General features: G+C 76.2%; 29 protein-coding genes. 15 read left to right on the forward strand and 14 right to left on the reverse strand.

The features are described 5' to 3' along the window. Positions 1-6 precede the first annotated feature (6 nt). On the reverse strand, positions 7-1,026 hold the full coding sequence (locus PGB27_RS12595) for an isopenicillin N synthase family dioxygenase (protein ID WP_274200708.1): 1,020 nt from the start codon (positions 1,024-1,026) through the stop codon (positions 7-9). 95 nt (positions 1,027-1,121) lie between these two features. Between PGB27_RS12595 and PGB27_RS12600 the strand changes: the two genes are divergently transcribed. After that, the gene (locus tag PGB27_RS12600) at positions 1,122-1,586 is read left to right on the forward strand and encodes an Lrp/AsnC family transcriptional regulator (protein ID WP_274200709.1); all 465 of its coding nucleotides are present in this window, start codon (positions 1,122-1,124) and stop codon (positions 1,584-1,586) included. A gap of 42 nt (positions 1,587-1,628) precedes the next feature. On the opposite strand, the gene PGB27_RS12605 is transcribed toward PGB27_RS12600, so the two are convergent. Next, the gene (locus PGB27_RS12605; protein WP_274200710.1) at positions 1,629-3,524 is read right to left on the reverse strand and encodes an alkyl/aryl-sulfatase; all 1,896 of its coding nucleotides are present in this window, start codon (positions 3,522-3,524) and stop codon (positions 1,629-1,631) included. A 330-nt stretch (positions 3,525-3,854) separates the two neighbouring features. Between PGB27_RS12605 and PGB27_RS12610 the strand changes: the two genes are divergently transcribed. From PGB27_RS12610 to PGB27_RS12620, 3 genes are all read left to right on the forward strand, one after another. Then, positions 3,855-4,199: a hypothetical protein gene (locus PGB27_RS12610; RefSeq protein ID WP_274200711.1), complete on the forward strand. Its 345-nt coding sequence runs from the start codon at positions 3,855-3,857 to the stop codon at positions 4,197-4,199. Beyond that, entirely contained in the window at positions 4,196-4,954 is a 759-nt protein-coding gene (locus PGB27_RS12615) for a GAF and ANTAR domain-containing protein (protein ID WP_274200712.1), read from the forward strand. The genes PGB27_RS12610 and PGB27_RS12615 overlap by 4 nt, the downstream gene beginning before the upstream one ends. Positions 4,955-5,114: 160 nt before the next feature. Beyond that, positions 5,115-7,304 (forward strand): phosphatase domain-containing protein, encoded by a 2,190-nt coding sequence (locus PGB27_RS12620; protein WP_274200713.1) that lies wholly within the window; start codon positions 5,115-5,117, stop codon positions 7,302-7,304. 22 nt (positions 7,305-7,326) lie between these two features. Here the strand turns inward: PGB27_RS12620 and PGB27_RS12625 are convergent, their stop codons facing one another. Continuing rightward, on the reverse strand, positions 7,327-7,848 hold the full coding sequence (locus PGB27_RS12625) for a MarR family winged helix-turn-helix transcriptional regulator (protein ID WP_274200714.1): 522 nt from the start codon (positions 7,846-7,848) through the stop codon (positions 7,327-7,329). An 89-nt stretch (positions 7,849-7,937) separates the two neighbouring features. Here PGB27_RS12625 and PGB27_RS12630 point away from each other — a divergent pair, with 89 nt between their 5' ends. Further along, positions 7,938-8,801 carry a hypothetical protein gene (locus PGB27_RS12630; protein ID WP_274200715.1) on the forward strand — a complete coding sequence of 288 codons (864 nt, stop codon included), beginning with the start codon at positions 7,938-7,940 and terminating at the stop codon, positions 8,799-8,801. A 103-nt stretch (positions 8,802-8,904) separates the two neighbouring features. On the opposite strand, the gene PGB27_RS12635 is transcribed toward PGB27_RS12630, so the two are convergent. Beyond that, complete coding sequence (locus PGB27_RS12635) at positions 8,905-9,768, reverse strand: SDR family oxidoreductase (RefSeq protein WP_274200716.1); 864 nt, start codon at positions 9,766-9,768, stop codon at positions 8,905-8,907. A 165-nt stretch (positions 9,769-9,933) separates the two neighbouring features. Between PGB27_RS12635 and PGB27_RS12640 the strand changes: the two genes are divergently transcribed. After that, on the forward strand, positions 9,934-10,800 hold the full coding sequence (locus PGB27_RS12640) for a helix-turn-helix transcriptional regulator (protein ID WP_274200717.1): 867 nt from the start codon (positions 9,934-9,936) through the stop codon (positions 10,798-10,800). Here the strand turns inward: PGB27_RS12640 and PGB27_RS12645 are convergent, their stop codons facing one another. Further along, positions 10,801-11,211, reverse strand: coding sequence for a GtrA family protein (locus tag PGB27_RS12645; RefSeq protein ID WP_274200718.1), 411 nt, complete (start codon positions 11,209-11,211; stop codon positions 10,801-10,803). Between the two features lie 9 nt (positions 11,212-11,220). Between PGB27_RS12645 and PGB27_RS12650 the strand changes: the two genes are divergently transcribed. Beyond that, positions 11,221-12,693, forward strand: coding sequence for a glycosyltransferase family 39 protein (locus tag PGB27_RS12650; protein WP_274200719.1), 1,473 nt, complete (start codon positions 11,221-11,223; stop codon positions 12,691-12,693). Here the strand turns inward: PGB27_RS12650 and PGB27_RS12655 are convergent. From PGB27_RS12655 to PGB27_RS12665, 3 genes are read right to left on the reverse strand one after another with little or no spacing between them, the layout of a single operon-like run. Next, on the reverse strand, positions 12,675-13,358 hold the full coding sequence (locus PGB27_RS12655; protein ID WP_274200720.1) for a glycosyltransferase: 684 nt from the start codon (positions 13,356-13,358) through the stop codon (positions 12,675-12,677). The two genes, PGB27_RS12650 and PGB27_RS12655, sit on opposite strands and share 19 nt — an antisense overlap. Continuing rightward, positions 13,355-14,221, reverse strand: a complete 867-nt coding sequence (locus tag PGB27_RS12660; RefSeq protein ID WP_274200721.1) for an NAD-dependent epimerase/dehydratase family protein — start codon at positions 14,219-14,221, stop codon at positions 13,355-13,357. Before PGB27_RS12660 ends, PGB27_RS12655 begins: the two co-directional genes overlap by 4 nt. A 12-nt stretch (positions 14,222-14,233) precedes the next feature. Continuing rightward, positions 14,234-15,058 (reverse strand): aldolase/citrate lyase family protein, encoded by an 825-nt coding sequence (locus tag PGB27_RS12665; RefSeq protein ID WP_274200722.1) that lies wholly within the window; start codon positions 15,056-15,058, stop codon positions 14,234-14,236. A 202-nt stretch (positions 15,059-15,260) separates the two neighbouring features. Here PGB27_RS12665 and PGB27_RS12670 point away from each other — a divergent pair, with 202 nt between their 5' ends. Genes PGB27_RS12670 through PGB27_RS12680 form a run of 3 tightly spaced genes read left to right on the forward strand, consistent with a single transcriptional unit; the run spans position 15,261 to position 18,897 of the window. Next, positions 15,261-16,292, forward strand: coding sequence for an iron ABC transporter substrate-binding protein (locus tag PGB27_RS12670; protein ID WP_274201086.1), 1,032 nt, complete (start codon positions 15,261-15,263; stop codon positions 16,290-16,292). Positions 16,293-16,315: 23 nt separating this feature from the next. Beyond that, positions 16,316-17,830, forward strand: a complete 1,515-nt coding sequence (locus tag PGB27_RS12675) for an ABC transporter permease (RefSeq protein ID WP_274200723.1) — start codon at positions 16,316-16,318, stop codon at positions 17,828-17,830. Continuing rightward, positions 17,827-18,897 carry an ABC transporter ATP-binding protein gene (locus PGB27_RS12680; RefSeq protein WP_274200724.1) on the forward strand — a complete coding sequence of 357 codons (1,071 nt, stop codon included), beginning with the start codon at positions 17,827-17,829 and terminating at the stop codon, positions 18,895-18,897. Before PGB27_RS12675 ends, PGB27_RS12680 begins: the two co-directional genes overlap by 4 nt. On the opposite strand, the gene PGB27_RS12685 is transcribed toward PGB27_RS12680, so the two are convergent. After that, positions 18,885-19,691, reverse strand: coding sequence for a metal-dependent transcriptional regulator (locus PGB27_RS12685; RefSeq protein WP_274200725.1), 807 nt, complete (start codon positions 19,689-19,691; stop codon positions 18,885-18,887). The two genes, PGB27_RS12680 and PGB27_RS12685, sit on opposite strands and share 13 nt — an antisense overlap. Before the next feature lie 118 nt (positions 19,692-19,809). Here PGB27_RS12685 and PGB27_RS12690 point away from each other — a divergent pair, with 118 nt between their 5' ends. Further along, on the forward strand, positions 19,810-20,460 hold the full coding sequence (locus PGB27_RS12690; RefSeq protein ID WP_274200726.1) for a response regulator transcription factor: 651 nt from the start codon (positions 19,810-19,812) through the stop codon (positions 20,458-20,460). 1 nt (position 20,461) lies between these two features. Next, on the forward strand, positions 20,462-21,802 hold the full coding sequence (locus PGB27_RS12695) for a sensor histidine kinase (RefSeq protein ID WP_274200727.1): 1,341 nt from the start codon (positions 20,462-20,464) through the stop codon (positions 21,800-21,802). A gap of 1 nt (position 21,803) precedes the next feature. On the opposite strand, the gene PGB27_RS12700 is transcribed toward PGB27_RS12695, so the two are convergent. From PGB27_RS12700 to map, 3 genes are read right to left on the reverse strand one after another with little or no spacing between them, the layout of a single operon-like run. Further along, positions 21,804-22,445, reverse strand: coding sequence for a winged helix-turn-helix transcriptional regulator (locus PGB27_RS12700; protein ID WP_274200728.1), 642 nt, complete (start codon positions 22,443-22,445; stop codon positions 21,804-21,806). 4 nt (positions 22,446-22,449) lie between these two features. Then, positions 22,450-22,716: a VOC family protein gene (locus PGB27_RS12705; RefSeq protein ID WP_274200729.1), complete on the reverse strand. Its 267-nt coding sequence runs from the start codon at positions 22,714-22,716 to the stop codon at positions 22,450-22,452. 57 nt (positions 22,717-22,773) lie between these two features. Then, positions 22,774-23,538 (reverse strand): type I methionyl aminopeptidase, encoded by a 765-nt coding sequence (gene map / locus PGB27_RS12710; RefSeq protein WP_274200730.1) that lies wholly within the window; start codon positions 23,536-23,538, stop codon positions 22,774-22,776. Between the two features lie 48 nt (positions 23,539-23,586). On the opposite strand from map, the gene PGB27_RS12715 reads away from it, so the two are divergent. Beyond that, on the forward strand, positions 23,587-23,859 hold the full coding sequence (locus PGB27_RS12715; protein ID WP_274200731.1) for a helix-turn-helix domain-containing protein: 273 nt from the start codon (positions 23,587-23,589) through the stop codon (positions 23,857-23,859). Positions 23,860-23,864: 5 nt separating this feature from the next. On the opposite strand, the gene PGB27_RS12720 is transcribed toward PGB27_RS12715, so the two are convergent. Then, positions 23,865-24,431 (reverse strand): Clp protease N-terminal domain-containing protein, encoded by a 567-nt coding sequence (locus PGB27_RS12720; protein ID WP_274200732.1) that lies wholly within the window; start codon positions 24,429-24,431, stop codon positions 23,865-23,867. Between the two features lie 92 nt (positions 24,432-24,523). Here PGB27_RS12720 and PGB27_RS12725 point away from each other — a divergent pair, with 92 nt between their 5' ends. Continuing rightward, positions 24,524-24,751, forward strand: a complete 228-nt coding sequence (locus PGB27_RS12725; protein ID WP_274200733.1) for a hypothetical protein — start codon at positions 24,524-24,526, stop codon at positions 24,749-24,751. A 39-nt stretch (positions 24,752-24,790) separates the two neighbouring features. After that, positions 24,791-25,483, forward strand: coding sequence for a cation transporter (locus PGB27_RS12730; RefSeq protein ID WP_274200734.1), 693 nt, complete (start codon positions 24,791-24,793; stop codon positions 25,481-25,483). Between the two features lie 9 nt (positions 25,484-25,492). Here the strand turns inward: PGB27_RS12730 and mtnA are convergent, their stop codons facing one another. After that, complete coding sequence (gene mtnA / locus PGB27_RS12735; RefSeq protein ID WP_274200735.1) at positions 25,493-26,506, reverse strand: S-methyl-5-thioribose-1-phosphate isomerase; 1,014 nt, start codon at positions 26,504-26,506, stop codon at positions 25,493-25,495. Between the last annotated feature and the right edge of the window lie 84 nt (positions 26,507-26,590).

The following is a 26,590-nucleotide window of genomic DNA, read 5'->3' on the forward strand; positions in this document are numbered from 1 at the left end:
CCGGGATCAGGGCGAGCTCCTCAGGAGATCGGGATGGTGGACGGCGGCGACGTGGGGGTGGGCGCGCAGGCGTGCCTTGAGCAGGTTGTCTCCGAAGGTGCCGGAGATGACGTTGTGCGGGTCCTGGGTGACCCCGCGCGCCTGGTCCGCGAGCTCCGAGGGCAGCTCGATGCGAGGGACGGTGGAGTCGAGGGCCGGGTTGAAGAAGAACGGGATCGACAGGCGGGTCTCGCCCGGCGGTGGCGAGACGACGCGGTGCATCGTCGCCTTGAGGTAGCCGTCGGTGGCGAACTCCATGAGCTCGCCGATGTTCACCACGAACGCGCCCGGCACGGCCGGCGCCTCGATCCACGCGCCGTCGTGCTCGACCTGCAGACCGCCCTTGCCCGGCTCGATCATCAGGAGGGTGAGCACGCCCGGGTCGTTGTGGGCGCCGACGCCCTGACCCCGGTCCTCCCGACCCGGGTAGCGGACGAGCTTGATCAGCGTGGAGGGGCGATCGCCGAAGGTGTCGTCGAAGACGTCGGCGGGGCTGCCGAGCGACAGGGCCCACGACTGCATCAGGCGGCGTGCGACCGCCGTGCAGCGCTGCTCCCAGTCGGCGAACACCGCGCGCAGGCCGGGCAGGGCGGTGGGCCAGAGGTTCGGGCCCTCGAGGCGCATGTACGCCGGTGCGCCTGGGTCGTCGACGCGGTCGCGCTCGGCGCCGATGTCGATCTGCTCGCGCCAGTCGACCTGCCCGCCCGTGAGCTCGCCGCCGGTGCGGGTGTAGCCGCGGAAGTGGGGGCTGCGCAGCATCTCGACGCCCTGCTTGTCCTCGGCGGGCAGGGCGAAGAACTGCTCGGCGGTCGCGAAGGCGCGCGTGGTCACGTCGTCGGGGATGCCGTGCCCGACGAGGTAGAAGAACCCGACGTCGTGGGTGGCGGCGCGCAGGGCGTCGCGGAACGCGTGCGCGGAGGCCTCGTCGCCGTCGAGCATCGACATGTCGAGGACCGGCAGGCTCGTCGACACCGGTGCGTGCGTCACGGGATCCTCCTGGGCTTCGGCAGCGCGGCGATGCTAGCCCGGGATCCGGCCGATGAGGCCCTGCGCCGAAACACCTGCGGCTAGGTTGGTCGATCGTGACGATTCCTTCGATCGACCGGGCGATCCTGGCCGCGCTGCAGGAGAACTCTCGGATCTCCAACCGCGAGCTGGCCGCCCGTGTGGGTCTGGCCGAGTCCACCACCCACGAGCGCGTGCGTCGCCTCGTCGAGACCGGGGTGATCACCCGCTTCACCGCCGAGGTCGACCCGGCGGCCCTGGGTCGCCCGATGCAGGCGCTCATCGCGGTGCAGCTGCGGCCGCAGAGCGCCGAGGTCGTCACGCGCTTCCTCGACGCCGTCGTCGACGACCCCTGTGTGCTCGACGCGACGGTGCTGTCGGGAGAGACCGACGTGCAGCTCCGCGTGGCGGTGGCGTCGAGCGAGGAGATCCGGACGTTCGCGTGGCGCAAGGTCACCTCGGTGCCCTCGGTCCGCTCGATCCAGACCCACATCGTCTACGAGCACCGACGGGGACCGACGCTCTCGGCGACCGCCGAGTGACCGCGCGGGCGACGTCGCCGAGGGCGTCGACGACCTCGTCCCTCACGGGGTGACGATGGCGAACCCGGGGTCGGGGGGATCGAGGACGCTCAGCACGGTGGTCAGGACCTCGCCGTCCCCGTCGATGCTCAGCTCGCCCGCGGCCGTGAGGTCCTCGGGCGTCGTGGCGCCGGCGAGCAGCGCGAGCAGGCCGGCGCGGCCGACGGTGACCCGGGCGTCGGCGCCGCCGCGGCCGGTGCCCTCGCCGTGGGTGAGGACACCGTTGGCGAGCCGGGTCCAGTAGGCGGTGCCGTCGATGGTCCAGTCGGCCGCGACGGTCAGGTGCCAGGCCTTCGGACCGTCGACCTGGATGGCGATGCTGTCGAAGAGCTGGCCGAGGGTGAGCTGGGCGATCATGTCCGGCGAGGCGGTGCTCGCCGGGGTCCCGGCCGTGCTGCCGCGCAGCTCGGCCGCACCGGTCAGGTAGAAGTTGCGCCACGTGCCGTTCTCGGCGCCGAAGCCGAGCTGTTCGAGCGCGGCGGCCTCGAGCTCGCGGGCATCGGTGTTCGCGGGGTCGGCGAAGACGAGGTGGCTGACGAGCTCGGCGGCCCAGCGGTGGTCGCCGGCGTCGTGGGCGCGACGGCCCGCCGCGAGCACGGCCTCCGGCCCGCCGAGGGCCTCGACGTAGCGGCGTCCGGCCGCCTCCGGCGGGTGCTGCCAGAGGTGGGCCGGGTTGCCGTCGAACCAGCCCATGTAGCGCTGGTAGACCGCCTTGACGTTGTGGCTGATGGACCCGTAGTAGCCGTGGGTGTTCCAGGCGGCCTCGAGGGCGGGCGGGACCTCGAGCATCTCGGCGATCTCGGCGCCGACGAAGCCCTTGTTGAGCAGCCGCAGGGTCTGGTCGTGCTGGTAGGCGTAGAGGTCGCGCTGCTCGGAGAGCAGCCGCACGATCCGCTCGCCGCCCCAGGTGGGCCAGTGGTGCGAGGCGAACTCGACGTCGGTGTCGTCGGCGAACAGCTCGATGGCCTCGGTGAGGTAGTGCGCCCAGGCGCGGGGGTCGCGGACCAGCGCGCCGCGCAGGGTCAGCAGGTTGTGCAGCGTGTGGGTGGCGTTCTCGGCCATGCACAGGGCGCGCCGGTCGGGGAAGTGGAAGTTCATCTCGGCCGGGGCCTCGGTGCCCGGGGTGACCTGGAAGACGATCCGGACCCCGTCGAGGATCTCCTCCTGGCCGGTGTGGTCGATGTCGTGCGTCGGCGGGATGAGGGTGACCGTGCCGGTGGAGGTGGTCATGCCGAGCCCGGCACCCACCTGCCCGGCGGGCCCGACCGGCAGCGCGGCGCCGTACATGTACGCCGCGCGGCGGCTCATCGCGGCGCCGGCGTAGACGTTCTCGGCGACGGCGTGCTCGAGGAAGCCCCGGGGCGCGAGGACCGGTACCCGGCCGGCGGCGACGTCGTCGCCGGAGACCACGCCGCGGACGCCGCCGAAGTGGTCGACGTGGCTGTGCGTGTAGATCACGGCGGTGACCGGGCGGTCGCCGCGGTGCTCGCGGTAGAGCGCGAGACCCGCGGCGGCGGTCTCGCTGGAGATCAGGGGGTCGACGACGACGATCCCGCGGTCGCCCTCGACGAGGGTCATGTTCGACAGGTCCAGCCCGCGCACCTGGTAGATGCCCTCGGTGACCTCGAACAGCCCGTGCATCGCGACGAGCTGGGCCTGGCGCCACAGGCTCGGGTTGACGGTGTCGGGGCGCGGCCCGGACAGGGTGGGCGTCCAGGTCTCGGCGTTCCAGACGACGCGGCCGTCCTCGGCGTGGACCAGGCCGTCCGGGATGGTGCCGAGGTAGCCGCGACGGGCGTCGGCGAACGCCGCGTCGTCGGCGAACGGGAAGCGGGACTCCAGCGCGGAGGCCGCCGCGACGATCTCGGGGCGGGCGGTGGGAGCGGTGTCGTGGGCCACGGTGTCCTCGTCCGGTCGCGGATGGCGCCTCGCGCGGTCGCACGTCGAGGCAGGGCGCGGTCCCACGGTGGAGGGGGACGAGCGGCACGGCATCACCCGGAGCGGGTGGATCAGCTCGGGGATCGTCCTCGAGTGCCTCGGGCGCCCTCCGGCCAGGACCACGTGGACCCGGCTTCGACGTGCGGTGCACGAGGGACGGGCGTGCGCCGACGCCGCGAGGTCGCCGTCCGGGGCGTGGGCCCCGTCGCGGCGGGGTATGACTCGGCGACCCGGTTGACGCTCCAGCCCGCCCGACGGCTCGTCCCCGCGCCCTCTCCCGGCTGGAGTCTCGTGACCACCATCGCCCCGCCGCTCGACCCGACCACCTCCGGCGTCGGCGACGCCCTCGTCGCCCCGGGCCCGGGTGCCTGCGTCGAGCTCCGTCACGACGGCGTCGACGGTGCCGTCGTCACCGTGAGCGGTGATGTCGCGTGCCGCGACGTCGCGGTGCTCAGCCGCCACCTGCACACCGAGCTCGACGCGTCGCCGGCCGCGATCGTGGTCGACCTGACCCGTCTCGGAGCGGGCCGCGTCGCCGTCCGCCAGGTCCTCGCGGTCGTCCACGAGCGTGCCGCGGCCGGCGGCACCCGGTTGCGCCTGATCGAGTCCGGACACCCGCCCGAGAGCGGGCGATGACCGACGACGTCGAGCGAGGCGGCGGCTCGACCGACCTGGCGAGCCTGCGGGACGCCGTGGCGCTCGCGTTGCGCGGGCCCGACCCCGCGGAGGCGGTGCGAATCGTGTGCCGGTCGGCGGCGGGTGCGCTGTCCGTCGACGGCGCCGCGATCTCGACCATCACCGGCACCCGCCACCGCGAGACGCTGTGCGCGAGCGACGACACCGCGGCCGAGCTCGAGGAGCTGCAGTACACCCTGGGGGAGGGGCCGTGCTTCGAGGCGTTCGACCTCGACGTGCCGGTCCTGCTGGCCGACCTCGACGCCCCGCCCGCCGCGCGCTGGCCGGTCTACGCCTCCCGGGCCACCGCCTGCTCGCGCGCGCGAGCGGTGTTCGTGTTCCCCCTGAGCTTCGGGACCCTGCGGGTCGGCGCCTTGAGCACCTACCGGGTGACACCGACCCCGCTCGACGCCGAGGCCCTCGCCGCCGGCAACGAGCTGGCCCAGACCGCGGCGCTGGTGCTGCTCGGGCTCCAGGACCCGGCCGGCGCCGCCGCTCAGGTCCAGCGTGAGGCCGCGGCGGGGCAGCTCGGCGTGCGGGTGATGAGACACGAGCAGGTCCACATGGCCGCCGGCATGCTCGCCGAGCAGCTCGGCGTGTCGACGGACGCCGCGTTCGACCGCCTGCGCGCGCACGCGTTCGTCGAGAGCCGGCTCCTGGTCGACGTGGCCTCGGACGTCCTGGCCCACCGGGTGCATCTCGACGGGGCGTCCTGACGACGTCCGGGGAACGCCCGGAGCCGGGTGACCGGCACCGTCGGCGATCTCATCCGTGCCGGATGAGGCCGCGCGGCCGGGTGGGGCGCCAGCGTGGTGCGGTTCGGTGATCCGGTCGTCACGGCGGCCCGAGGCGGTCGACGACGGGGAGGGTGATCCCGTGGTGGAGGCACCCGCGCTCGGCGTGGTCTACGACATCGACGGCGTCCTGCGGATCGCGCCCCTGTACCGGCAGTGGGGTCGCCTGCGGGTCCTGATGAGCCGCGGGCCGCGGGATCGCCGGTCGCTGCTGGGCATGCAGCGCCTGCTGCGCACCGTGGCTGCCGGAGGGCCCGCCGACGTCTTCTTCCTCACCACCCTTCCACCGGCGCTCTCCCGGCCGCTGCTGCGCGCCCTGCGCCACGACCACTACCCACCGGGCACCCTGCTGACGGCCGGCCGGGCCCTGTTCTCGGGGTGGCTGGTCGGCGCGGGGCTGGCGCGCAAGCGCGCCGTGCTCGACCGGCTGGCCGTGGAGCACCCGGACACGTCGTGGGTCCTCGTCGGCGACGACGCCGGCCACGACCCGCAGTTGTTCGCCGAGTTCGCGCGCGACCATCCCGGGCGCGTGGCCGCGATCGCGATGCGGCGGCTGGTCGACGTCGACCGGGTCGTCCGGCACCTGCGTCCCGACGCCGTCGCCACCGGGGCGCCGCCGCTGGTCGAGGCCCCGAACGGCGAGGAGCTGCTGCCGCGGCTGCGGGCGGTGCTGGGCCTGAGCGCGGTGAGCGGCGCGCCGGCGATCGAGGACTGGTTCCTCACCGCCGAGGAGCGGGGCAACCCGGCGACCCGCCTGCGGCCCTGGACCGAGGGCAACGCGGTCCGGCTCCGCGTGCACGGCAGCGCCTACTACGCCGCCCTCGCCGCACGCCTGGCCGGCACCGGAGCCGGCGACCTCGTGCTGGTCGCGGGCTGGCGCGGCGACGGCGACCAGGCGCTCGGTGACCGCGGGCCGACGGTCGCCGAGGCGCTCGCCGGGACGGCACGGCGGGGCGCCCGGCTCGCCGTGCTCCTGTGGCGCTCGCACCTGGAGGCGTTCGGCTACCACGTCGCCCGGAACCGCCGCCTCGCCGCGGACCTCCTCGCGGTCGGTGCCGAGGTGCTGCTCGACCAGCGGATCCGTGCCCTGGGCAGCCACCACCAGAAGCTCGTCGTCGTCCGCCGCGACACCGGTGCCGACGACGACGTCGCCTACGTCGGCGGTATCGACCTCGTCCTCGGCGCCCGCGACGACATCGTCCACCGTGGGGACCCGCAGTCGGCCGCGGACGCCGACGAGTACACCCGCAGCCCCCGCCACGACGCGATGGTCGAGCTGCGCGGGCCCGTCGTGCGTGACCTCGAGGAGGTCTTCCGCGAGCGGTGGGAGGACCCGACGCCGCTGGCCCGCCTGCCCTGGCACGTCCTCCCCGACCTCGTGCACCGCCTGCCCCGGCGGGGGACGCCGCTCCCCGAGCCCGTGCCCGACCCCGCGCCGGCCGGACGGTGTGCCGTCCAGGTCCTGCGCACCTACCCGCGCCGCCGACCGCCCTACCCGTTCGCCCCGCGCGGCGAGCGCAGCATCGCGCGGGGCCTGATCAAGGCGCTGGGGCGGGCCGAGCGGCTGGTCTACATCGAGGACCAGTACCTGTGGTCCGCCGACGTCGCGCGGGTGTTCGCCGCGGCCCTGCGCCGCGCGCCCCGGCTGCACCTCATCGCGGTCGTACCCCGGCCCGAGCACGACGACCGGCCCGGACCGGCCGTGCTCGGGCAGGGCGAGGCGCTCGCGATGGTGCACGAGGCCGGCGGTCCCCGGGTGCAGGTCCTCGACGTCGAGAACGACGAGCAGCGCCCGGTCTACGTGCACGCCAAGGTCTGCGTCATCGACGACGTCTGGGCGACCGTGGGCAGCAACAACTTCAACACCCGCTCCTGGACCCACGACTCCGAGCTGGTCGCCGCGGTCCTCGACGAGGAGCGCGACGGCCGCGCGCCGGCGGACCCCGCGGGCCTGGGCGACGGTGCCCGCGGCCTCGCCCGGCGCCTGCGCCTCGAGCTGATGCGCGAGCACCTCGACCTCCCCGACGACACCGACCTGCTCGATCCCGACCAGGCCGCGCGGACCGTGCGGGCGCGGGCGGCCGCGCTCGACGCCTGGCACGCGGACGGCGCGCAGCGCCCGCGCCCACCGGGGCGCCTGCGTCGCCACGTCCCCGGCCACGAACAGGTCCGGCTGACCCTGCGCCGCCGCTGGTTGATCGACCCCGCGTACCGGACGGTGCTCGACCCCGACGGCCGTCCCCTGGGCGCCCGGCTCCGTCGGATCTACTGACGACGGTCGGGTCCGGCGTCGCCTAGGTACGGTCGTCGCGCGCCGCGGACCGTGGCCCGTCGGCCGTGCGCGCGTCGTGCACGTGGCGGGCCATGGCGTCGGTGTAGGCGCCGAGGAAGCGCGCGACGGTGTGCAGCTCGGCCGTGGTGAAGGTGCCGAGGACCTCGTCGGTCAGCCGGGTGAGCGGGCCGAAGAACTCGCCGGCCACGGCCCGGGCCGCGTCGCTGTAGCGCACGATGACCTTGCGCCGGTCGTGCTCGTCGCGGTGGCGCTGGACGTGTCCGGCACGCTCCAGCCGGTCGATCACCGCGGTGGCGGCGCCGGTGCTCACCCCGAGGGACCCGGCCAGGGCGCCGGCGGTCAGGGGGTCGTCGCGTGCCTGGGCCTGCATGACGTGCAGCAGCGCCTCCAGGTCGGTGGCGTGCAGGCCCTCCCGGGCCGCGAACACGTCGCCGACCCGCCGGGAGGCCACGCCCATCCGCTGGACCGCCGCGACGATGTCCTCGCCCAGCTGCTGACGCTCCTGGTCCTCGGCCCGTGCCACGGCGCCATCCTCTCCGACCGCTCCCCTTGCCCCGATCTGCTCCTCGGGTCATCATCTCTCTCATCAAGATACTCTTCGGAGGAGGAGAAATGTCGATCACCGAGCCGCGGACGACCGCCCGGTGGCGGCGGTCGGTGCTGGTGGTGCTCGCCGTGGGCCAGCTCGTCAGCTCCGGGCTGGCCAACCTGTTCGGCGGCGCCTTCACCACCAGCGATCGGCCCGGCGAGCCCGCGATCGTGCCCGCCGGGTGGGCGTTCTCCATCTGGGGTCTGATCATGCTGCTGAGCCTCGGGTGGGCGGTCTGGGCCGACCGCGCGGCGCCGTCCGACGACCCGGCGGACGACACCGTGGACCGGCTGGTCACCCCGCTGCTCCTGGTCTTCGCCGGCTTCTCCGCGTGGATCGCGAGCGCCGAGGTCGAACCGGTGTGGGCCACGGTCGTGGTGTTCGTCGTCATGCTGGCCGGGCTGCTGGTCGCCTGCCGGGTCGCGCTGGCGCGGCACGACGTCGTCCGTACCTGGTCACGCACCGGCCGCTGGCTGCTCTGGACCCTGCTCGGGCTGTACACGGGGTGGAGCAGCGTCGCGATCTGGTTGAACCTCACCACCGCGCTCGTGGCGAGCGGCGCCCCGGTCACCGGCGCGATCGGCGTCGCCGGCCAGCTCGGCGTCCTGGCGGCGGCCGTCGCGACCGCGGCGACGCTGGTGCAGCGCGCGCGCCGGGTGCCGGGGCTGGCGCTCTCCGGCGCGGCTGCCGTGACCTGGGCCTTCGCCGGTGCCACCGTGGGCGCCGCCGCCGCCGGGGAGCCGCTGCTGGCCCTCGCCGCGGGCATCGGCACGGGTCTCGTCGCGGGCCTGGCCCTCGCCCTGCTCCTCGGCGTGCGGGAGCACGCCGTCCCGCCGACGCGGACCGTGCCGTCCGCCGCCCCCGTCGAGCACGGGGTGACGTCGTGAGCGCGCAGCTGTTCGCCCACCTGAGCCACGACGACGCGGCGGGCGGGGAGGGGAGCGTCGGCACCCACCGGCCCGGCGAGGTGAGGTCCGGGAGCCCCCGGGTTCAGGCCCCGACGACGTCGGTGCGCGGGGCGCTGTCCCTCGTCGCGTCGAGCGTCGCGCGCAGGGCGTCCACCTTCGCCGTGAGGAAGGCGTGGGAGTCCGAGCCGAGCACCTGGCGCAGCTCGGTGCCGCCGGCGACGACGTTGGCGATCATCTGCTCGGCGCCCTTGACCGGGTCGCCGAGCTGGGTGCCCGGCATCTGCCGGTGGGCGGCGACCATCGCGCGGATGTCGGGGTAGGCGTCGGTGGTCTCGGCCGGCAGGGCCAGGGAGTCGCTGCTGAGGAAGTCGGTGCGGAAGTAGCCCGGCTCGACGATCGTGACCGTGATGCCGTGCTCGGCGACCTCGCCGGCCAGCGACTCCGACAGGCCCTCCAGGGCGTACTTGCCCGCGCAGTACAGCCCCCAGCCCGGCACGGAGGTCAGGCCGAGCACCGAGGAGACGTTGACGACGTGCCCGCCGCGCCGGCGGCGCAGGACCGGCAGCGCCGCGCGCAGCACGTTCCACACGCCGACGACCTGCACGTCGAGCATGTCGCGCACCGCCTCGGGGCTGGTCTCCTCCACCGCGGCGAGGAAGCCGTAGCCGGCGTTGTTGACCACGACGTCGAGCCCGGAGAAGCGCTCGGTGGTCCGGGCCACCGCCTCGTCGACCGCCCGCGGGTCGCGCAGGTCGACCTCGAGCGCGAGCAGTCGCCCGGTGTCCGCCGAGCGGGCCGCGAGGGCCTCCGTCAGTCGCCCGGCCGACCGGGTCGTCGCCGCCACGTTCTCCCCCCGCTCGAGGAGCTGGACGACGAGCTCGAGGCCGAGCCCGCGCGAGGTGCCGGTGACGAACCAGGTGGCGGGGCGGTCGGTGGGGTAGCTCATGGGTGTCCTCTCGACGGTGCGGCCGGGGTGCGGCCGCCGTGGCCACCACGGTGGTCGCGCACCGGCGCGTGCGGACCGTCATCGCGTGCCCTGCGCGACCGAGGACGCCGGTACCGAGGACGCGGAGGTCCAGGCAGGACCGCCGGTGGGCGGCACACTGGGGTGGTGACCGGGCGGAACCAGGAGCTCGCCGACTTCCTGCGTCGCGCGCGCAGCCAGAGCGACCCGGCGCGGGCCGGGCTGCCCCCCGACGCGCGGGTCCGGCGCGTGCCGGGGCTGCGGCGCGAGGAGGTCGCGCTCCTGGCCGGCGTCTCGACCGACTACTACGCGCGGCTGGAGCAGGGGCGGCGGATCGTCCCGTCGCCGGCCGTGGTCGAGGCCCTGGGGCGGGCGCTGGACCTCGACGACGCGGGGCGGGCCCACCTCGAGGACCTCCTCGGCACGACCGGCGCGCCGAGACGCCCGCGTGCCCGCGGCGTCCAGCGGGTCCGGCCCGGGCTGCGCCAGCTGCTCGACGCCCTCGACGGCGAGCCGGCCATGATCCTCGGGCGCCGCACCGACATCCTCGCCGCCAACCGCATGGCGCGGGCGCTCTTCGCCGACTTCGAGGCGCGCCGACCCGCCGAGCGCAACTACGCGCGGTGGATGCTGCTCGACGAGGACGCCCGCGCGCTGTTCGTCGACTGGGAGGTCCAGGCCCGGGCCGCCGTCGAGAGCCTGCGCCTCGAGCTCGGCGCCGACCCGCACGACCGGGCGACGACGGAGCTGGTGGCCGCGCTGCGCGAGGCGAGCGCGGAGTTCCGCGCGTGGTGGGACGAGCACCGCGTCCACCAGCGCACCCACGGCTCGAAGCGGCTGCGCCACCCGGTCGTCGGGGACCTCACCGTCGACTTCGAGACGCTCACCCCGCCCGGCGACCCCGACAGCACGCTCTTCGTCTACACGACCGAGCCCGGCTCGCCCTCCCGGCGGGCCCTGGACCTCCTCGCCAGCTGGAGCCTCGCGCCCGGCCCGCGCGAGCCCGCGTCCTGATCACCGGAAGACCGCACCCCGCAGGACCAGGAAGTTGATGGCCGTCCCCAGGCCCTGGGACACGAGCCAGGCCGTCACGGCGACCCACGGCGCGGCCACGACGGCCGGGAGCAGGGCGAGCGCGAGCCCGTGGGCGGCCACGACGACGGCGAAGGTCGTGGCGTAGAGCAGGGCGGTCCAGCCGAGCGCGCCGCGCACGCCGGCGGTGCGGAACGTCCAGCGGCGGTGGAGCACCGCCACGAGCGTCGTGCCGGCGAGGTACGAGAGGACCCGGGCGGCGAGCGCGTCCACGCCGAGTGCCACGGCCCCGAGGTACAGGCCCAGGCTCAGCGGCAGCACGACGAGCCCGGTGACGAGGAACCGCGCGACCCCGCCCACCAGGCCGGGTCGCGACGATCCCGGCCCTGACACGATGCGGTCGTGGACGACGGCCGCGCGGCGATCGACACGCCGGTCCGGCGACCGGCGACGCGCCCGTGGCTCCCGATGCGGGTCGTCGCGCTCGTGCCGCCCCTCGTGGCCCTGGTCGTGGGGGCGCTGATCCTCACCCGCGGCACCGGGCTCTGGTACGACGAGCTCTTCTCCACCGAGGTGGCGCGCCGGCCACTGGCGGAGATCCTGCGCGCGGCGTGGGAGGGCCGCGGCACCACCTGGTACCTGCGCGACATCCCGCCGTCGTACAACCTGCCCTGGTACGTCGTCGCGCACGCGGTCCTCCTGCTGCCCGGCACCGACGGCGACCTCGCGCTGCGGGTGTTCGCCCTGCTGTGCGGCGCGGCCGCGTCCGGCGTGCTGGCCGCCGCGGTGGCGCGCCTCGCCGGCGACCGGCGGGTCGGGCTGGTCGCCGGGCTGGTCACGGCCCTGAACCCGCTGGTCCTCGAGTGGAGCGTCGAGGCGCGGTCGTACGGGCTCGCGCTGCTCGCGACGGCCGGGACGGCGTACGGGCTGGCGCGCTGGCTCGACCGGGACCGTTTCGGGCTGCTGGTCTTCGGCCTCTGCGGGGCCGGTGCCGGGCTGGCGCACTGGTACGCGCTCCTGCCGGTCGCAGGGCTCGCCGTGGCCGGCATGGTGCTCGCGCCGCGGCGGGCGGTGTGGCTCGCGCTCGTCGCGCTGGTGGCCGCGGTGCCCACGCTCGGGCTGGTGGCGCTGAACCTCGGGACCGTCGCCGACCGCAACGCCGCCCTGCTCTACGACACCGCCGGTCGGCTGCCGCTGTTCGCGGCGTGGCGCTGGTCGGGCAAGAGCGTCGTGCTGGCCGTCGTCGTCACGGTGACCGCGGCCCTCGGGGTCTGGCGGGCGCCGACCCGGCTGCTCGTCGTCGTCACCGGCTGGCTGGCCCTGCCCGCCATCGGCCTGCTCCTGGCCGAGACCGAGTACCGCCCGATCTACGAGCCCCGCTACGTCCTGCCCGCGCTGCTGGGCCTCGGCGTCCTGACCGCGGCCGGCGTGGCCTGCTGGCCGTGGCGGGTCCGCGGTCGACGTGGGGGACCGGCCGCCGTGCTCAGCGCGGTCCTCGTGGTGACCTCGCTCGTCGTCGCCGTCGGGCTGCGGCAGGCCCCGCCCCGCGAGCGCGCCGACGAGGTCGCCGCGATGATCGCCGCCGCCCACCGCCCCGGCGACGTCGTCATGGCCGGCGACCGGCAGTCGGCGCTCGGGCTGGAGCACTACGTGCGCACCCGGCACCCGCAGATGGCCCCCGACCTGCGCGTCCCGCCGATCTACGCCGCCCCGGACGCGCCCGTGGTCTGGTACGTCCGGGTCCGGATCATCCGCGGCGAGACCGGTCCGGTCGACGGCGACCACCTGCTCGCGGCGTCGGGGCGGCGGGTCGAGGGCCAGTGGTTCCTGCGCGCGACCTGGACCTCGCTCGTCGTTCAACGCTGGGTGCGCTGACGGGCGCACCACCGCAGGGTCCGCAGCGACTGCCGCGCCCGCGCCCGCGAGGTCCAGGCGGAGGTCCCGACGGCGCGGGCCGCGCGGACGACGGGACGGGACGCGACGCGCAGGCCGGTCCCGGCGCGCGTCCGGGGTCCCACCGCCACGACCACGCTCGGCGCGCCCGGCGTGGCGAGGACGACCGCGCGCGCCCGCGGACCCAGGACGAGGAACGCGCCGGCGTCGCGCGGCAGGCCCGTGAGGGCGGCGACGAGGCGGCGGTGGACCCCGCCCGTGAGGCGGCGGCCGGACGACTCGTAGGCCCCGCGGCGTCCGGCGAAGACGACGTCCCGCCCGTCGAGCCCCGCGAGCAGGGCGGGGAGGGCCTCCGGCGGGTCCTGGAGGTCGGCGTCGAGGCAGGCCCAGGCGATGGCGTCGCCCTCGTCGGCGAGGCCGCGGCGCAGGGCGGCGTGCTGCCCGACGTTGACGGCGAGCTCGCTGACCCCGACCCGCGGGTCCCGGTCGGCGAGCGCGCGGGCGACGACCTCGCTGCCCTCCGGGCACGCGTCGACGACGAGGCGCACCCGCCACGGCTGCCCGGCGAGCGCCACGCCGACCCGGTCCACGAGCTCGGCGAGCGTCGCGGCGTTGCGGTGCACCGGGACGACGACCGCGACGGTCACGCCGCCACCACGTGGTCGGCGCGCCACGTCCGGCGCAGGCCCTCGAGGAGGTCGACCGACGGCTCCCAGCCGAGCAGGCGCCGGGCGCGGGTGGGGTCGGCGACCCAGTGCCCGGTGTCCCAGTCGCGACCGGGGTGGGCGCCGACGTCGACGGCGATCCGTCGGCCGGTGGCGCGCTCGGCGAGGGCGACGAGCTCCTCGTTGGCGGTCTGGACGCCGCTGCCGAGGTTGAGGACGGTGCCCGGGGGGAGGTCGTCGGCGCGGGCCGCGCGCACGCAGGCCTCGACGACGTCGCCCACCCAGACCCAGTCGCGCCGCAGGCCCGGGCCGGTGAGCGGCACGCGCCGGCCGGTCGCCGCCGCGGCGAGCACGACGGGCACGAGGCGTCCGGGGTGGTCGCCGGGGCCGTAGACCTGGAAGGCGCGCAGGACGGTGGCCCGCACACCGCGCTCGGCCGCTGCGGCCAGCACCATCAGGGAGCCCGCGGCCTTGGTGCCCCCGAAGAAGCTCGCCGTGCTCAGCGGCGCGTCCTCGGTCAGGGGCCGGTCGCTCGGGGCGTACTCGGTGGACGAGCCGAGCCGCACGACCGCTCGGCACCGCGGCCCGAGCGCGTCGACCAGCCAGGGGCTCGTGTTGACGGCGGTGGTCGCGGCGCGGGCCCGGGCGTCGTGCCGGCCCCGGGCGGCGGCCAGGCTGAACACGACCTCCGGGTCCGCCGCGCGCACCGCCGCGGTGGCGGCGACGGGGTCGGTGAGGTCGACGCGGTCGCGGGTGAGGGCGGTGACCGTCCACCCGTCGGCGCGCAGGCGGGCGACGAGGTGGCGCCCGACGAACCCGCCGGCGCCGGTGACGAGCGCGTGCACCCCGGCCGCCCGTCAGGCCGGGACGGGCGCGGGGACCGCGACGGGCGCGCACGCCGCGACGGCGCGGGCGAACGCCGCGCGGTCCTCGGTCCGGCGGCGGGCGTCGCGGGTGCCGGCCAGGGCGAGGGCGGCGTGGATGCGCCCGATCTCGGCGGCGGGATCGCGGTCGGCGGTGTCGGCGTGGAACGAGCGCCGCAGGAACGTGAAGTCGACGCCGAGGCGGTCCATCTCGGCCATGAGCAGCGCGGACGGCACCGGGTCGCCGGCGTCGGGACGGGTCAGCCCGGCGACGCCGAACGGGTGGCCGGCCGCGGCGACGCGCGCGCGGACGTGCTCGACGGTGCCGTCCACCATGGGCTCGAACAGACCGGCCGGTCGGCCGGTGCGCGCCGCGCGGTCGATCCGCAGGTCGTTGAGCCCCACGTACACCCGCGCCAGCGGCCGGGCCACGAGGGCGTCGACCGCCTCGACAGCGTCCTGCGTCTCCACCATGGCGGCCACCCCGCACCGGCCGGCGGCGAGGTCCACGACGTGGGCGATCTCGTCGGGGCGGCGCAGCATCGGCACGAGCACCTCGTCCGCACCGAGGGCGACGGCGCGCCCGACCTCGGCGGCGGTCCACCGCCCGACCGGGTTGACCCGGCAGACGACGCGCGCCGCGGTGGCGGACCGGACCGCACGCAGGTCCCGGGGCGTGTCGTGGTTGATCTGCGTGTCCTCGCCGAGCTGGCGGCGGGCCTTGCCGCGGCGCTCCCAGTCGATCACCGCTCCGGCGGCCCCACCCCCGACCAGGCGAGCCACGTCGGGTCCGGAGGTCGAGAAGACGAACAGGTCCACGGCTCTCCCCAGCTCCCGTGAGGACTTAGCGAAGCCTCACCACCATTGGCGCGATCGGCGCAACGGGTCCACAACCTGGCACAGGGAAAACGCCCGGAAACAGCCGATTTTGGGGGTGTACGGCGGGGTTCGGCGACGGTTTGTTAGGTGAGGCGTGCCTATCGACCGCAGCGGTCACCACGCCCCCGAGGAGGCGTGCGTGATGGTGGTGCAGGGGCGGCGGTTCGTCCGGGTCGTGCTCGCGGCGGTCGCCGGCGTGGCGCTGCTCGCCGCGGCCGCGTGCGGTGGTGCGCCGGCGCCCGAGGACCGGACGATCACCCTCTACAACGCCCAGCACGAGGACCTCGGCCGGCTCTGGGTCGACGAGTTCACCCGGCAGACCGGCATCCCGGTGCAGATCCGCAAGGGCGGGGACTTCGAGCTCGGCAACCAGCTGGTCGCCGAGGGCGCCGCGTCGCCGGCCGACGTGTTCATCACCGAGAACTCGCCGGCCATGTCGCTGGTCTCCGGCGCCGGGCTCTTCGCGCCCGTCGACCCGGCCACCCGCGCGCAGGTCCCCGCGCAGTACTCGTCGAACCGAGGTGACTGGGTCGGCATCGCCGCCCGGACCACGGTCGTCGTCTACAACCCGAGCCTGGTGCGCGCAGACCAGCTGCCCGCCTCGATCCTCGAGTTCGCCCAGCCCGCGTGGCAGGGCCGGATCGCGTTCCCGCCGGGCGGCGCCGACTTCCAGGCGATCGTCTCGGCGGTGAACGCGCTCAACGGCGACGCCGCGACCCAGCAGTGGCTCGCCGGGCTCAAGACCAACGGGCGCGTCTACCAGAGCAACACCGCGACGATGCAGGCCGTGAACCGCGGCGAGGTCCCGGCCGGGATCATCTACCACTACTACTGGTACCAGGACCGCGCCGAGTCGGGCGCGAACAGCGCGAACACGCAGCTGCAGTTCTACACCGACGGCGACGCGGGCGGGTTCCTGTCGGTCTCCGGCGGCGGCGTCCTCGCGTCGAGCAAGCGCCCGGCCGAGGCCCAGCAGCTGCTCGCGTTCCTCGCGGGCGCTCCAGGGCAGCAGGTGCTGGCGCGGTCGGAGAACCTCGAGTACACGGTCGGCGCCGGCGTGCCCGCCAACCCCGCGCTCAAGCCGTTCTCGGAGCTGCGCCCGCCGCCCGTGGACCTCAACGCCCTCAACGGCCCGAAGATCGTGCAGATGATGCAGCAGGCCGGCTTGCTGTGACCGTCGTCCCCCGACGGGCGCGCGTGGCGGATCCGCTGCGCGTCGCCGTCGCGTCGGCGGCCGCCCTGCTCGCGCTCCTCCCGGTCGGCTACATCGCGGTGTCCGCGGTCCTCCTGGGCCCGCGCGGGATCGTGGAGCTCGTGTGGCGGCCCCGCGTCGGCGAGCTGCTCCTCAACACCACGGTGCTCCTGGTCGCGACGGCCACGGCGTGCGTGGTGCTCGGCACCGCGACCGCGTGGATCACCGAGCGCACCGACCTGCCCGGCGCCCCGGTCTGGAGCGCGCTGTTCGCCGCGCCGCTGGCCGTGCCGGCGTTCGTCACCAGCTACGCCTGGGTCTCGGTGCTGCCCGGCGTCGACGGGTTCGTCGGCGCGGTCGTCGTGACGACCATGTCGTACTTCCCGCTGGTGCACCTGCCGGTCGCGGCCGTCCTGCGGAGCCTGGACCGCGACCAGGAGGACGTCGCCCGGGCCCTCGGGCTCTCGGCGCGCGCGGCGGCGTGCCGCGTCGTGCTCCCCGCGCTGCGGCCGGCGATCGTGGGCGGGGCCCTGCTCGTCGGGCTGCACCTGCTCGCGGAGTACGGCGCGCTCGCCCTGATCCGCTACCCCACGATCACGGTGGCGATCTACGACCTCTTCGAGTCCACGTTCGCGGGTCCGGGGGCGATCGTGCTCGCGGGCGTGCTGGTCGTGCTCTGCCTGGTCCTGCTCGCCGTCGACGTGGCCCTGGTCGGGCGGGCACGCCGGGCCCGGGTGGGGTCCGGGGCGGCGCGGCGCCGTGCCCGGACACCGCTCGGCGGCGCGCGGGTGCCGGCGCTGCTGGCCGTCGGCCTGCTCGTCGTCGCCGCGCTGGGGGTGCCGCTGGCGAGCCTCGTCCGGTGGCTGCTCGAAGGGCGCTCGACGACCCTGGAGGCGGGGCCCCTCCTCACCGCCACGGTGACCTCGATCGGGCTCGGCCTGCTGGCCGCCGCGGTGACCACGGCGCTGACGTTCCCCGTCGCGTGGCTCGCGGTCCGCCGCCCCGGCCGGCTCCCGCGCCTGCTCGAGCGCACCGCGTACCTCGGCAACGCCCTGCCCGGCATCGTCGTCGCCCTGGCACTGGTCATCGTCGCGATCCGGCTGGTGCCCGGGCTGTACCAGACGACGCCGCTGCTGATCACCGCGTACGCGATCCTGTTCATGCCCCTCGCGCTGGTGAACCTCCGTGCGGCGCTGGTGCGCCTGCCGCCGGAGCTCGAGGACGTCGCCCACGGGCTGGGCTCGCCGCCCGCCGCCGTGCTCGTCCGGGTCACCGCGCCGCTGCTCGCGCGCGGGGCCGGCGCGGCTGCGGCGCTGGTGTTCCTCGCCGTCTCCACCGAGCTCACCGCCACCCTGCTCCTCGCGCCCACCGGCACGACGACGCTCGCCACGGCGTTCTGGGGCAAGGCCACGGCGCTGGCCTATGGCGCCGCGGCGCCCTACGCGGCGACCATGGTGCTCATCTCCGTGCCCGCCGCCTTCCTGCTCACCCGTCACGTCCACGCCGGGGTGCGGACGTGACCGGGGTGGTGGTCGAGGACGTCACCAAGTCCTTCGGCGCGACCCCGGTGCTGCGCGGCGTCACGCTCACCGCCCCGCCGGGCACGCTGACGGCCGTCCTGGGCCGGTCGGGGTGCGGCAAGACGACCCTGCTGCGCATCGTCGCGGGCTTCGACCACCCCGACGCGGGCACGGTGGCGCTGCACGGGCGGACCGTCGCCGGCCCCGGACGCACGCTGCCCCCGGAGCGGCGCGGCATCGGCTACCTGACCCAGGAGGGTTCGCTCTTCCCGCACCTCACCGTCGCCGCGAACGTGCTGTTCGGCCTGCCGCGGCGCGAGCGCCGGCAGGGCGGCGCCCGGGTCGCGGCGCTGCTCGAGACCGTCGACCTCGCCCCGGAGCTGGCCGACCGCCACCCCCACGAGCTCTCGGGCGGCCAGCAGCAGCGCGTCGCCCTCGCCCGCGCCCTCGCCCCGGAGCCCGCGGTCATCCTGCTCGACGAGCCCTTCTCCTCGCTCGACGCCGGGCTGCGCGCCGACACCCAGCGGGCCGTGGCCAAGGCCCTCGCCGCCGCCGGGGCCACCGCGTTGCTCGTCACCCACGACCGGGCGGAGGCGCTCGCCCTGGCCGACCAGGTGGCGGTGATGCGGGACGGGGTGATCGCCCAGGTGGACGCCCCGGGCGCCATCTACCGCGACCCGGTCGACCCCGGCGTGGCGGCGCTCGTCGGCGACGCGGTCCTGCTCGACGGCCGGCGGGAGGGCGCCGGCCGCGTCGCCTGCGCGCTCGGGGTGCTGCCCCTGCGCAGCGACGTGCCCGACGCCGGGGCGGTGCGGGTGCTGGTCCGCCCCGAGCAGCTGGTGGTGGGTCGCGACGGGCCGGGCGTGCCGGCACGGGTCCGGACCCGGGAGTTCCGCGGGCCGGACCTCACGGTCGAGCTGGCCCTCGGGGGCGGGGTCGGCGACGGGGTCGACGGGGTCGACGGTGCCGTGGTCGTCGCGGCCCGGCTGCCCGGCGACGCCGACGTCGTGCCCGGCGACGACGTCACCGTGAGCGTGCGCGGTGCCGTCACGGCCTACCGGGTCTGACGGGACCGGTGGGCCCGGCGGCGACGCCCGGCCGGTCGTGACCGGTCGGGCCGTTCCACCAGCAACGACCGCGAGACGAGGCCCGGGACGACGACCGATCCGTACCGCCCGGCGATGCGCACGTCGTCCGCCCGGCGGTCGGCGCGGACGACCTCCACGGTCTCGCCGGGCAGGGCGCCGGCGTCCTCCAGCGCGGTGAGGAGCTCGCGGTCGGTCTGCAGGCGCTCGGGCACCCGGCGCAGCGTCACCCGCGCGGCCTCGTCGCCGGCCGCGTCGACGAGGGGGACCAGGGGCGGCCCGTCGTCGCCGGGGTGCTCGTGACCGGTGGCGCCCACCGGCGGGATCGGGGTGCCGAACGGCGTCCAGACCGGGTTCCCCAGCCGGACGGCGATCTTGCGCTCCGCGTCGGCGCCGATGACGTGCTGCCACCGCGACGCCTCGACGTGCGCGAGGTCCCACGGCAGCCCCACCACCTCGACGAGGAAGGCCTCCGCGAGCCGGTGCTTGCGGATCACCGCCGCCGCGTCCGCGCGACCCCGCGGGGTCAGGACGAGGTGCTTCTCCGGGGTCACCTCGACGAGCCCGTCGAGCACCAGCCGGTCGACCTGCTGCCACACGGTCGGCCGGCTCGCCCCGAGCCGTCGCCACAGCTCCTGGTGGCGGGCGGGCACGCCCTCCTCCTCGAGCTCGAAGAGGATGCGCAGGTACATCCGCCCGGCGTCGAGGAACATCCGACGCCGGTCGTGGTGGGACGGCTCCGGGGGGACCGTCCGCAGGCGCGCCGCGGTCGCCATCGCAGGACTCCGTCCCGGTCGTGACCGGCCACGGCGCCACCGGGACGGCGGCACCGGAGGGCGGCCCCAGGCGAGGCTAGCCTCATGACGACGGGCCGCGTCTCCCTACAATGAGGGGGTGCGCAGGGCGGAGCCGGATGCGCTCGCGGCCCGTCCGGCGGCCGCGAGGAGCGTCCTCGTGGTGGACGACCACCGCGTCTTCACCGACGCCCTCCGGCTCGGCCTCGAGCGCCAGGAGGACGTGCGGTCGGTGACGGTCGCCCATTCCGCGGGCGAGGCCCTGGCGCACGCACGGCGCGCCGACTTCGACGCCGCCATCGTCGACCTCGACCTGCCCGACGCGTCGGGGCTGGACGTGGTCGCCGCGCTGGCGGAGATCCGGCCCGGCGCACGGGTCGTCGTGCTGACGGCCCACGGCCGGCCCGACCTCGTCGAGCGCGCCGCCGCCGCGGGCGCGGACGCGTTCCTGACCAAGGAGGGCACGCTCGACCGGGTCATGCAGGCCCTCCGCGCGCCGGGCACGACGCGGCCGCCGGTCGACGCCGGGCACGCCGGGCGGGTCGAGCTGACCCACCGGGAGCAGGACGTCCTGCGGCTGCTCGGGCAGGGCCACGACCCCGCGGGCATCGCGGCGGAGCTGGGGATCTCGCTGCACACCGTCCGCGGGCACGTCAAGGCCGTGATGGCCAAGCTGGGCGCGCGCAGCCAGCTCGGCGCCGTGGTCGCCGCGCACCGCCGGGGACTCATCACCGTCGGCGCGAGGTACTGAGGTGGCGGGCGAGCGCGGGGTCCTCCGGTCGGCGCTGGTCCGCCACGCGGTCATCACGCTCGTCGTCGTCCTGGTCGCCGGCGTGGCCGTCACGTCCGGCGTCGCCCTGTTCGCCCGCGAGGACGCCTACCGGGAGGCCGAGGTCTCGGCGCGCCGGGTCGTCGCGGCGGTCGGCGGTGCGGTGTCCCGCCACGACCTGACGCGGCCCGTCGACGCCGAGACCCGCCAGGAGCTCGACGACGCCCTGCGGCCGTTCTTCGCGAGCGGGATGATGTCGCGCGCCAAGATCTGGTCCCTGCGCGACGGCACGGCGCGGATCGTCTACTCGGACGAGCCGCGGGTGGAGGGCGTCACCGTGCCGCTGGCGCAGTTCCACGACGGCGCCTCGCTCGTGCAGCCGGTGCCGGACGACCCCGAGCACCGGTTCGAGAGCTCCCGGACGCACGCGCTGCTCGAGGTCTTCACGTCCTTCCGCGACGCGACCGGCACCGAGGCGTCGCTCGAGCTCTACGTCACCGTCGACGAGGAGGCCGCGGTCTGGGAGGCCGCCCGGCCCGTGGTGGCGGTGACCGTCGCCGCCCTGCTCGTGCTGGCCCTGGCCACGCTGCCCGTCACGCTGGCGTCCGCCCGGCGGGCCGCGCGGCGGCGCGCCGACGAGCAGGCGGCCCGGGACTACGCGCTCGCCGCCGCCGAGACGGCGCGCCGCGAGATCGCCCAGCGCCTGCACGAGGGCGTCATCCCCGACCTCGCCGGCGTCGGCCTGCTCCTCGAGATCGCGCGGGCCGAGGACGGCGAGCCCCGCGAGCGGTCGTCGGTGATCGGGCACGCGCACGAGCTGCTCGCCGACGAGGTGGTGCGCCTGCGCGCGCTGCTCGACGACCTCGCCCGGCCCACGGTCGCGGCGCACGGGCTCGTCGCCTCGCTGCGCGAGCTCGCCACGGAGCTGTCCACCCCGGACTCCGCCGTCATCACCGTCGACGGGCCGGACGACCCCGGGCTGCCCGAGGACGTCGCGGTCGTGCTGTACCGGGTGGCCCACGAGCTGGTGCGCAACGCCGTCCGGCACGCCGGGGCGTCGCAGATCGCGGTCACGGTCGACGTCACGCCCGGCGAGGGGATCGCGCTGTCGGTGGTCGACGACGGCGAGGGGTTCGACGTCGCGTCCCCGGCCGGCCCGGGCCACGTCGGACTGCTGCTCGTGCGCGGCGTCCTCGCCGACCGCGGGGGCGAGCTGGAGCTCACCAGCGCGCCGGGCCGGGGGACGTCGGCCGTCGCGCGGCTGCCGCGGGCCGGCGCGCCCCGGCGCCCGCGGCGTCGGCTCGCCGGCGCCGCCGGGTCCTGACTCAGGCCGCCAGGCGGAACGTCCGCGCGAAGCGGCCGAGGAGCTCGCCGCGCCCGCGCAGCACCTCGACCGCGCCGGTCGCGATCGCGCGCTCGGGGGCGAGCTCGCCGGACAGGAGCCGGTGGATGCCCGGGCCCGCCGTGAAGGCGAGGTCGACGGGCCCGTCGCCACGGCTGACGTCCAGGCTGGGGCCGTCGACGCGGATGAGCAGCTCGTCGGCGTCGACGCGCGCGGCGTAGGCGGTCGCGGGCTGGGTCGCCGCGACCTGGGGTCGGAAGGCGGTGCGCAGCGCGATGGTCACCGAGTCGGGGGTGACGATCTGCCCGTCCCGCGGCTCGCCCATGGCCTTCGCGCCCCAGGCGCCCAGCGCGAGCACGAGGGGCTCGAGCTCGCGGCCGTAGTCGGTCAGCTCGTAGACGATCACGCGCGACCGCGGCGCCCGGCGCAGGATGCCGGCCTCCTGCAGCTCCTTGAGCCGCGCGGCGAGGATGTTGCTCGGGATGCGGGGCAGGCCCGCGGCGAGCTCGCCGTAGCGGCGGGGCCCGACGAGCAGGTCGCGGACGATGAGCAGCGCCCAGCGCTCGCCGACGAGCTCCAGGGCCCGCGTGACGCCGTCGTACTGCCCGTACTCCCGGGCGGGCACCGCGTCAGGCCTGCTGGCCCGCGACGGCCTCGGGGCCCTGCGAGGCGGCCTGCGGGTCCATCCACCCGAACTCCAGGTGGTTGCCGTCGGGGTCGGTGATCCCGCGCTGGTACATGAAGCCGTAGTCCGCGGCCGCACGTGGCTCCGACCCGCCCGCGGCCAGGCCGTTCTGGTCGGTGAAGAGCGGATTGATGGTGAACCCGAGCGCGGTGTAGAAGGCCTTCGCCCGCTCCAGGTCGGTCACCGGCAGGTTGACGAACATCATGGTCATCGGGGTCTCCCGCCCGTCGCTGTGGACGGCGCCACGCTTGCGAAAACAAGTGCGCCGTCAAGCCCGGGTCAGCACCTCCGGGCCGTGCTCGGTGACGGCGACGGTGTGCTCGGCGTGCGTGGTGCGCGACCCGTCGGCCGAGCGGATGGTCCAGCCGTCGGGGTCGTAGACGATCTTCCCGGTGGTGCGGGCGAACCACGGCTCGAGCGCGAGCGTCAGGCCCGGCCGCAGCGTCAGCCCCCGTCCGGCGCGCCCGTCGTTGGGGACGTGCGGGTCCTCGTGCATCGTGCGTCCCAGCCCGTGGCCGCCGAACTCGAGGTTGACCGGGTAGCCGTGCCGCGCGGCGACGGCCCCGATCGCGGCGGAGATGTCCCCGAGCCGGCCGCCGGGCTGCGCGGCGGCGATCGCGGCCTCGAGCGCCTCCTCGCCGGCGCGCACGAGGAGCCGGTCCTCCTCGGCGGCCTCACCGACGATGACCGTGCGCGCGGAGTCGGCGACCCAGCCGTCGATCCCCAGGGCGAGGTCCATGCTCAGCACGTCGCCGTCGCGCAGGACGTAGCGGTGCGGCAGTCCGTGCAGGACGGCGTCGTTGACCGACAGGCAGACGACGTTGCGGAAGGGGCCGCGGCCGAACGAGGGCGCGTAGTCCCAGTAGCACGACTCGGCGCCCCGCTCCCGGATCATCGTGCGGGCGTGCTGCTCCAGGTCGAGCAGGTCGACGCCCACCTGGGCGCGCTCGGCGAGCTCCGTGAGCACCTGGGCCACGAACCGTCCGGCGACCCGCATCCGCTCGATCTCGGCGGGGGTCTTGAGTTCGATCATCGGAGCACTCCTGGTCGGGATAGTTATACCGGTATTACTATCACGCTCATGGTGCGTGTGCCGCTGACCCCGGAGGAGCGCGAGCGCGGGCAGCGCCTCGGCGAGGTCCTGCGGGAGGCCCGGGGGCCGCGGAGCATGGCGTCGGTCGCGGCGGCGGCCGGGATGTCGGTGGAGACGCTGCGCAAGATCGAGTCCGGACGGGTCCCGACACCGGCCTTCTTCACCGTCGCCGCGCTGGCCGACGAGCTGGCCCTCCCGCTCGCCGAGCTCGCCGCGGCGTGCGTGCCCGCGAGCGCGGACGACCACCCGCGCACCGCCTGAGCGCCCTACAGCGGCGAGGAGCGGTCCGGCTCACCCAGCCGGCCCACGAGCCAGTCCGTGTGCGGCGCGATCCCGAGCCGGTCGAGCACCCGCCACGCCCCGCCCGGCCCCTCGCCCTGCAGCAGCAGGACGAGCAGGCGCCGGCGCACGAGGCTGCGTCCGCGGGGATCGGTGCTGCGGTCGGGCCGGACCCAGGTGGCGAGGGCCGGGTCGTCGCCCACCCGGGCGCGCAGGCGTTCGAGGGCCCGCGTCGCGCCGTCGCTGAGGGCCATCTCCTCGGGGCGGGGCAGCAGGCCCGCCGGCGCGCCGATGCCGGCGTGCACGGGCCGGCCGATCTCGGCCTGGACGACCCCGAAGTCGACGCCGGCCTCCGCGACCAGCCGCCGGGCCACGGGGTCGAGGAGGCTCGCCACCAGCAGGTGCTCGCTGCCGACCCGCCAGGACCCGACGCGCTCGGCCTCCTGCAGGGCGCCGACGCCGCGTGCCCAGGACGTGGGGTCGCCGCCGTCCGGCGCCCCGCCGCCGGTGACGCCGGGCGCGCCGGACGACACGTTCCCGGGCCCCGACAGCACGTGCTCAGCGTGCCATCGTCGATCCGCTCCGTACACGGCCGTGCAGGGAGCACCTCGACGCCACACCATTGAGTTGTGCACAATGGAATCTGATGGGACCTCAGGACGACGCGGTCGAGGCCGCTCGGGACGCGCTGCGGATGCTGGCCGTGGGTGATCACCCGGTCTGCGGGTCACGTGAGCTCCGGCCGGGCGAGGTCGCGGACCTCCTCGACGCCCTCGCGCTCGCCCTCGGCCACCTCGGCCGCGCGGCCGCGTTCGCCGCCCGCACCCCGCCCGGCCCGCGGCGGCCCGACGACCGGCCGCCGTCCGCCGACTGAGCCCTCCCCGTCGCCCCGCCGGGGCTCTACCGTGCAGCGATGGAGGTGCCCCGCCGGAGCGCGACCGAGCCGTCGGTGCCCGCGGTCCCGTGCTCGTGCTGCACCCCGGCGCCCGCCGACGCCGTCGACTCCGCCGACGACGCCCGGCGCGCGGTCCTCACCCGCCGGGTCCGGCTCCTCGTCGCCGCCACGATCACCTACAACGTCGTCGAGGCCGTCGTCGCGATCGCGGCCGGGACCGTCGCCTCGTCCGCCGCGCTCGTCGGCTTCGGGCTGGATTCGACGATCGAGGTGGCCTCGGCCACGGCCGTCGCCTGGCAGTTCTCCGCCCGCGACCCCGAGGCGCGGGAGCGGGTGACGCTGCGGATCATCGCCGTCTCGTTCTTCGCCCTGGCCGCCTACGTGACGGTCGAGGCGGTGCGCACGCTCCTGGGTGCGGGCGAGGCCGAGCCCTCGACCGTCGGGATCGTGCTCGCCGCCCTGAGCCTCGCGATCATGCCTGTGCTCTCGACGGCGCAGCGCCGCGCCGGTCGCGAGCTCGGGTCGAGCACGGCGGTCGCCGACTCGAAGCAGACGCTGCTGTGCACCTACCTCTCCGGCGTGCTGCTGCTCGGGCTCGTGCTCAACGCGCTGTTCGGGTGGAGCTGGGCGGACCCGGTGGTCGCGCTCGTCATCGCCGCGGTGGCGGTGAAGGAGGGCCGCACGGCCTGGCGCGGGGAGCACTGCTGCTGATCATCGACGTCACCGCAGGGCCGGCGCCGCGGCGACCGTCCAGGCCCCGTCGCGGAACGTGGACCGCTCGGTGACCACGGCGCTGAGCAGCTCCGCGGGCGTGACGTCGAAGGCCGGGTTGTAGACGGGCGTCCCGGCCGGCGCGGTCGGCGTGCCCGCGATCGTGCGGACCTCGTCGGCGGCGCGCTCCTCGATGGTGATGTCGGCGCCCGTGGGCGTGGCGTGGTCGACGGTCGACTCGGGCGCGACGACGACCACCGGCACGCCGTGGCGGATCGCGGCGCACGCGTGCGCGTAGGTGCCGATCTTGTTGGCGGCGTCGCCGTTGGCCGCGATGCGGTCGGCCCCGACCACCACGGCGTCCACGAGCCCTCGCGCGATCGCCGACGGGCCCGCCGCATCGACGCACAGGCGGTGGGCGACCCCCATCTCGCGCAGCTCCCACACGGTCAGGCGGGCGCCCTGGAGCAGGGGCCGGGTCTCGCAGGCGAGGACCTCCGCGACGCGCCCCCGCTCGGCGAGCTCGCGGACCGCGCCCAGCCCCGTGCCCCACGCGACGGTGGCCAGGGCGCCGCTGTTGCAGTGGGTCAGCAGGCGCAGCGGGCGGTCGCCGCAGAGCTCGGTGAGCAGGTCCGCGGTGCGTGCGGACAGGCGGCGGTTGGTGGCCTCGTCCTCGTCGAGCACGGCGCACGCCTCGGCGAGCACCGCGTCGGCGCCGTCGTCGAGACGCGCGAGCGCCCGCTCCACCCCGCGGCGCAGGTTCACCGCCGTGGGCCGGACGGCGGCGACGCGCTCGGCCTCCGCGCGCACGCGGCCCGGGTCGCGGGGGTGCCGGCGGGCGGCGAGCGCGACGCCGAGCGCGCCCGCGGCCCCGAGGGCCGGCGCGCCGCGGATCGTGAGGTCGCCGATGGCCGCGACCACCGCGTCGACCGTCGCGAGGCGCCGGATCCGGTACTCCGCCGGGAGCGCCCGCTGGTCGATCGCCGCGATCGCGTCGCCGTCCCAGTCCACGGTGCGCGCCACGACCACCACCTTCGCCGGGAGCCCGGCCCGGCGCCAGGCCCGTGTGGGGTGGACGGCGCTCGCTGATGTCCGGATCACCCGCTT

The organism is Actinomycetospora lemnae (genome assembly GCF_028737315.1).
GTDB lineage: Bacteria > Actinomycetota > Actinomycetes > Mycobacteriales > Pseudonocardiaceae > Actinomycetospora > Actinomycetospora lemnae.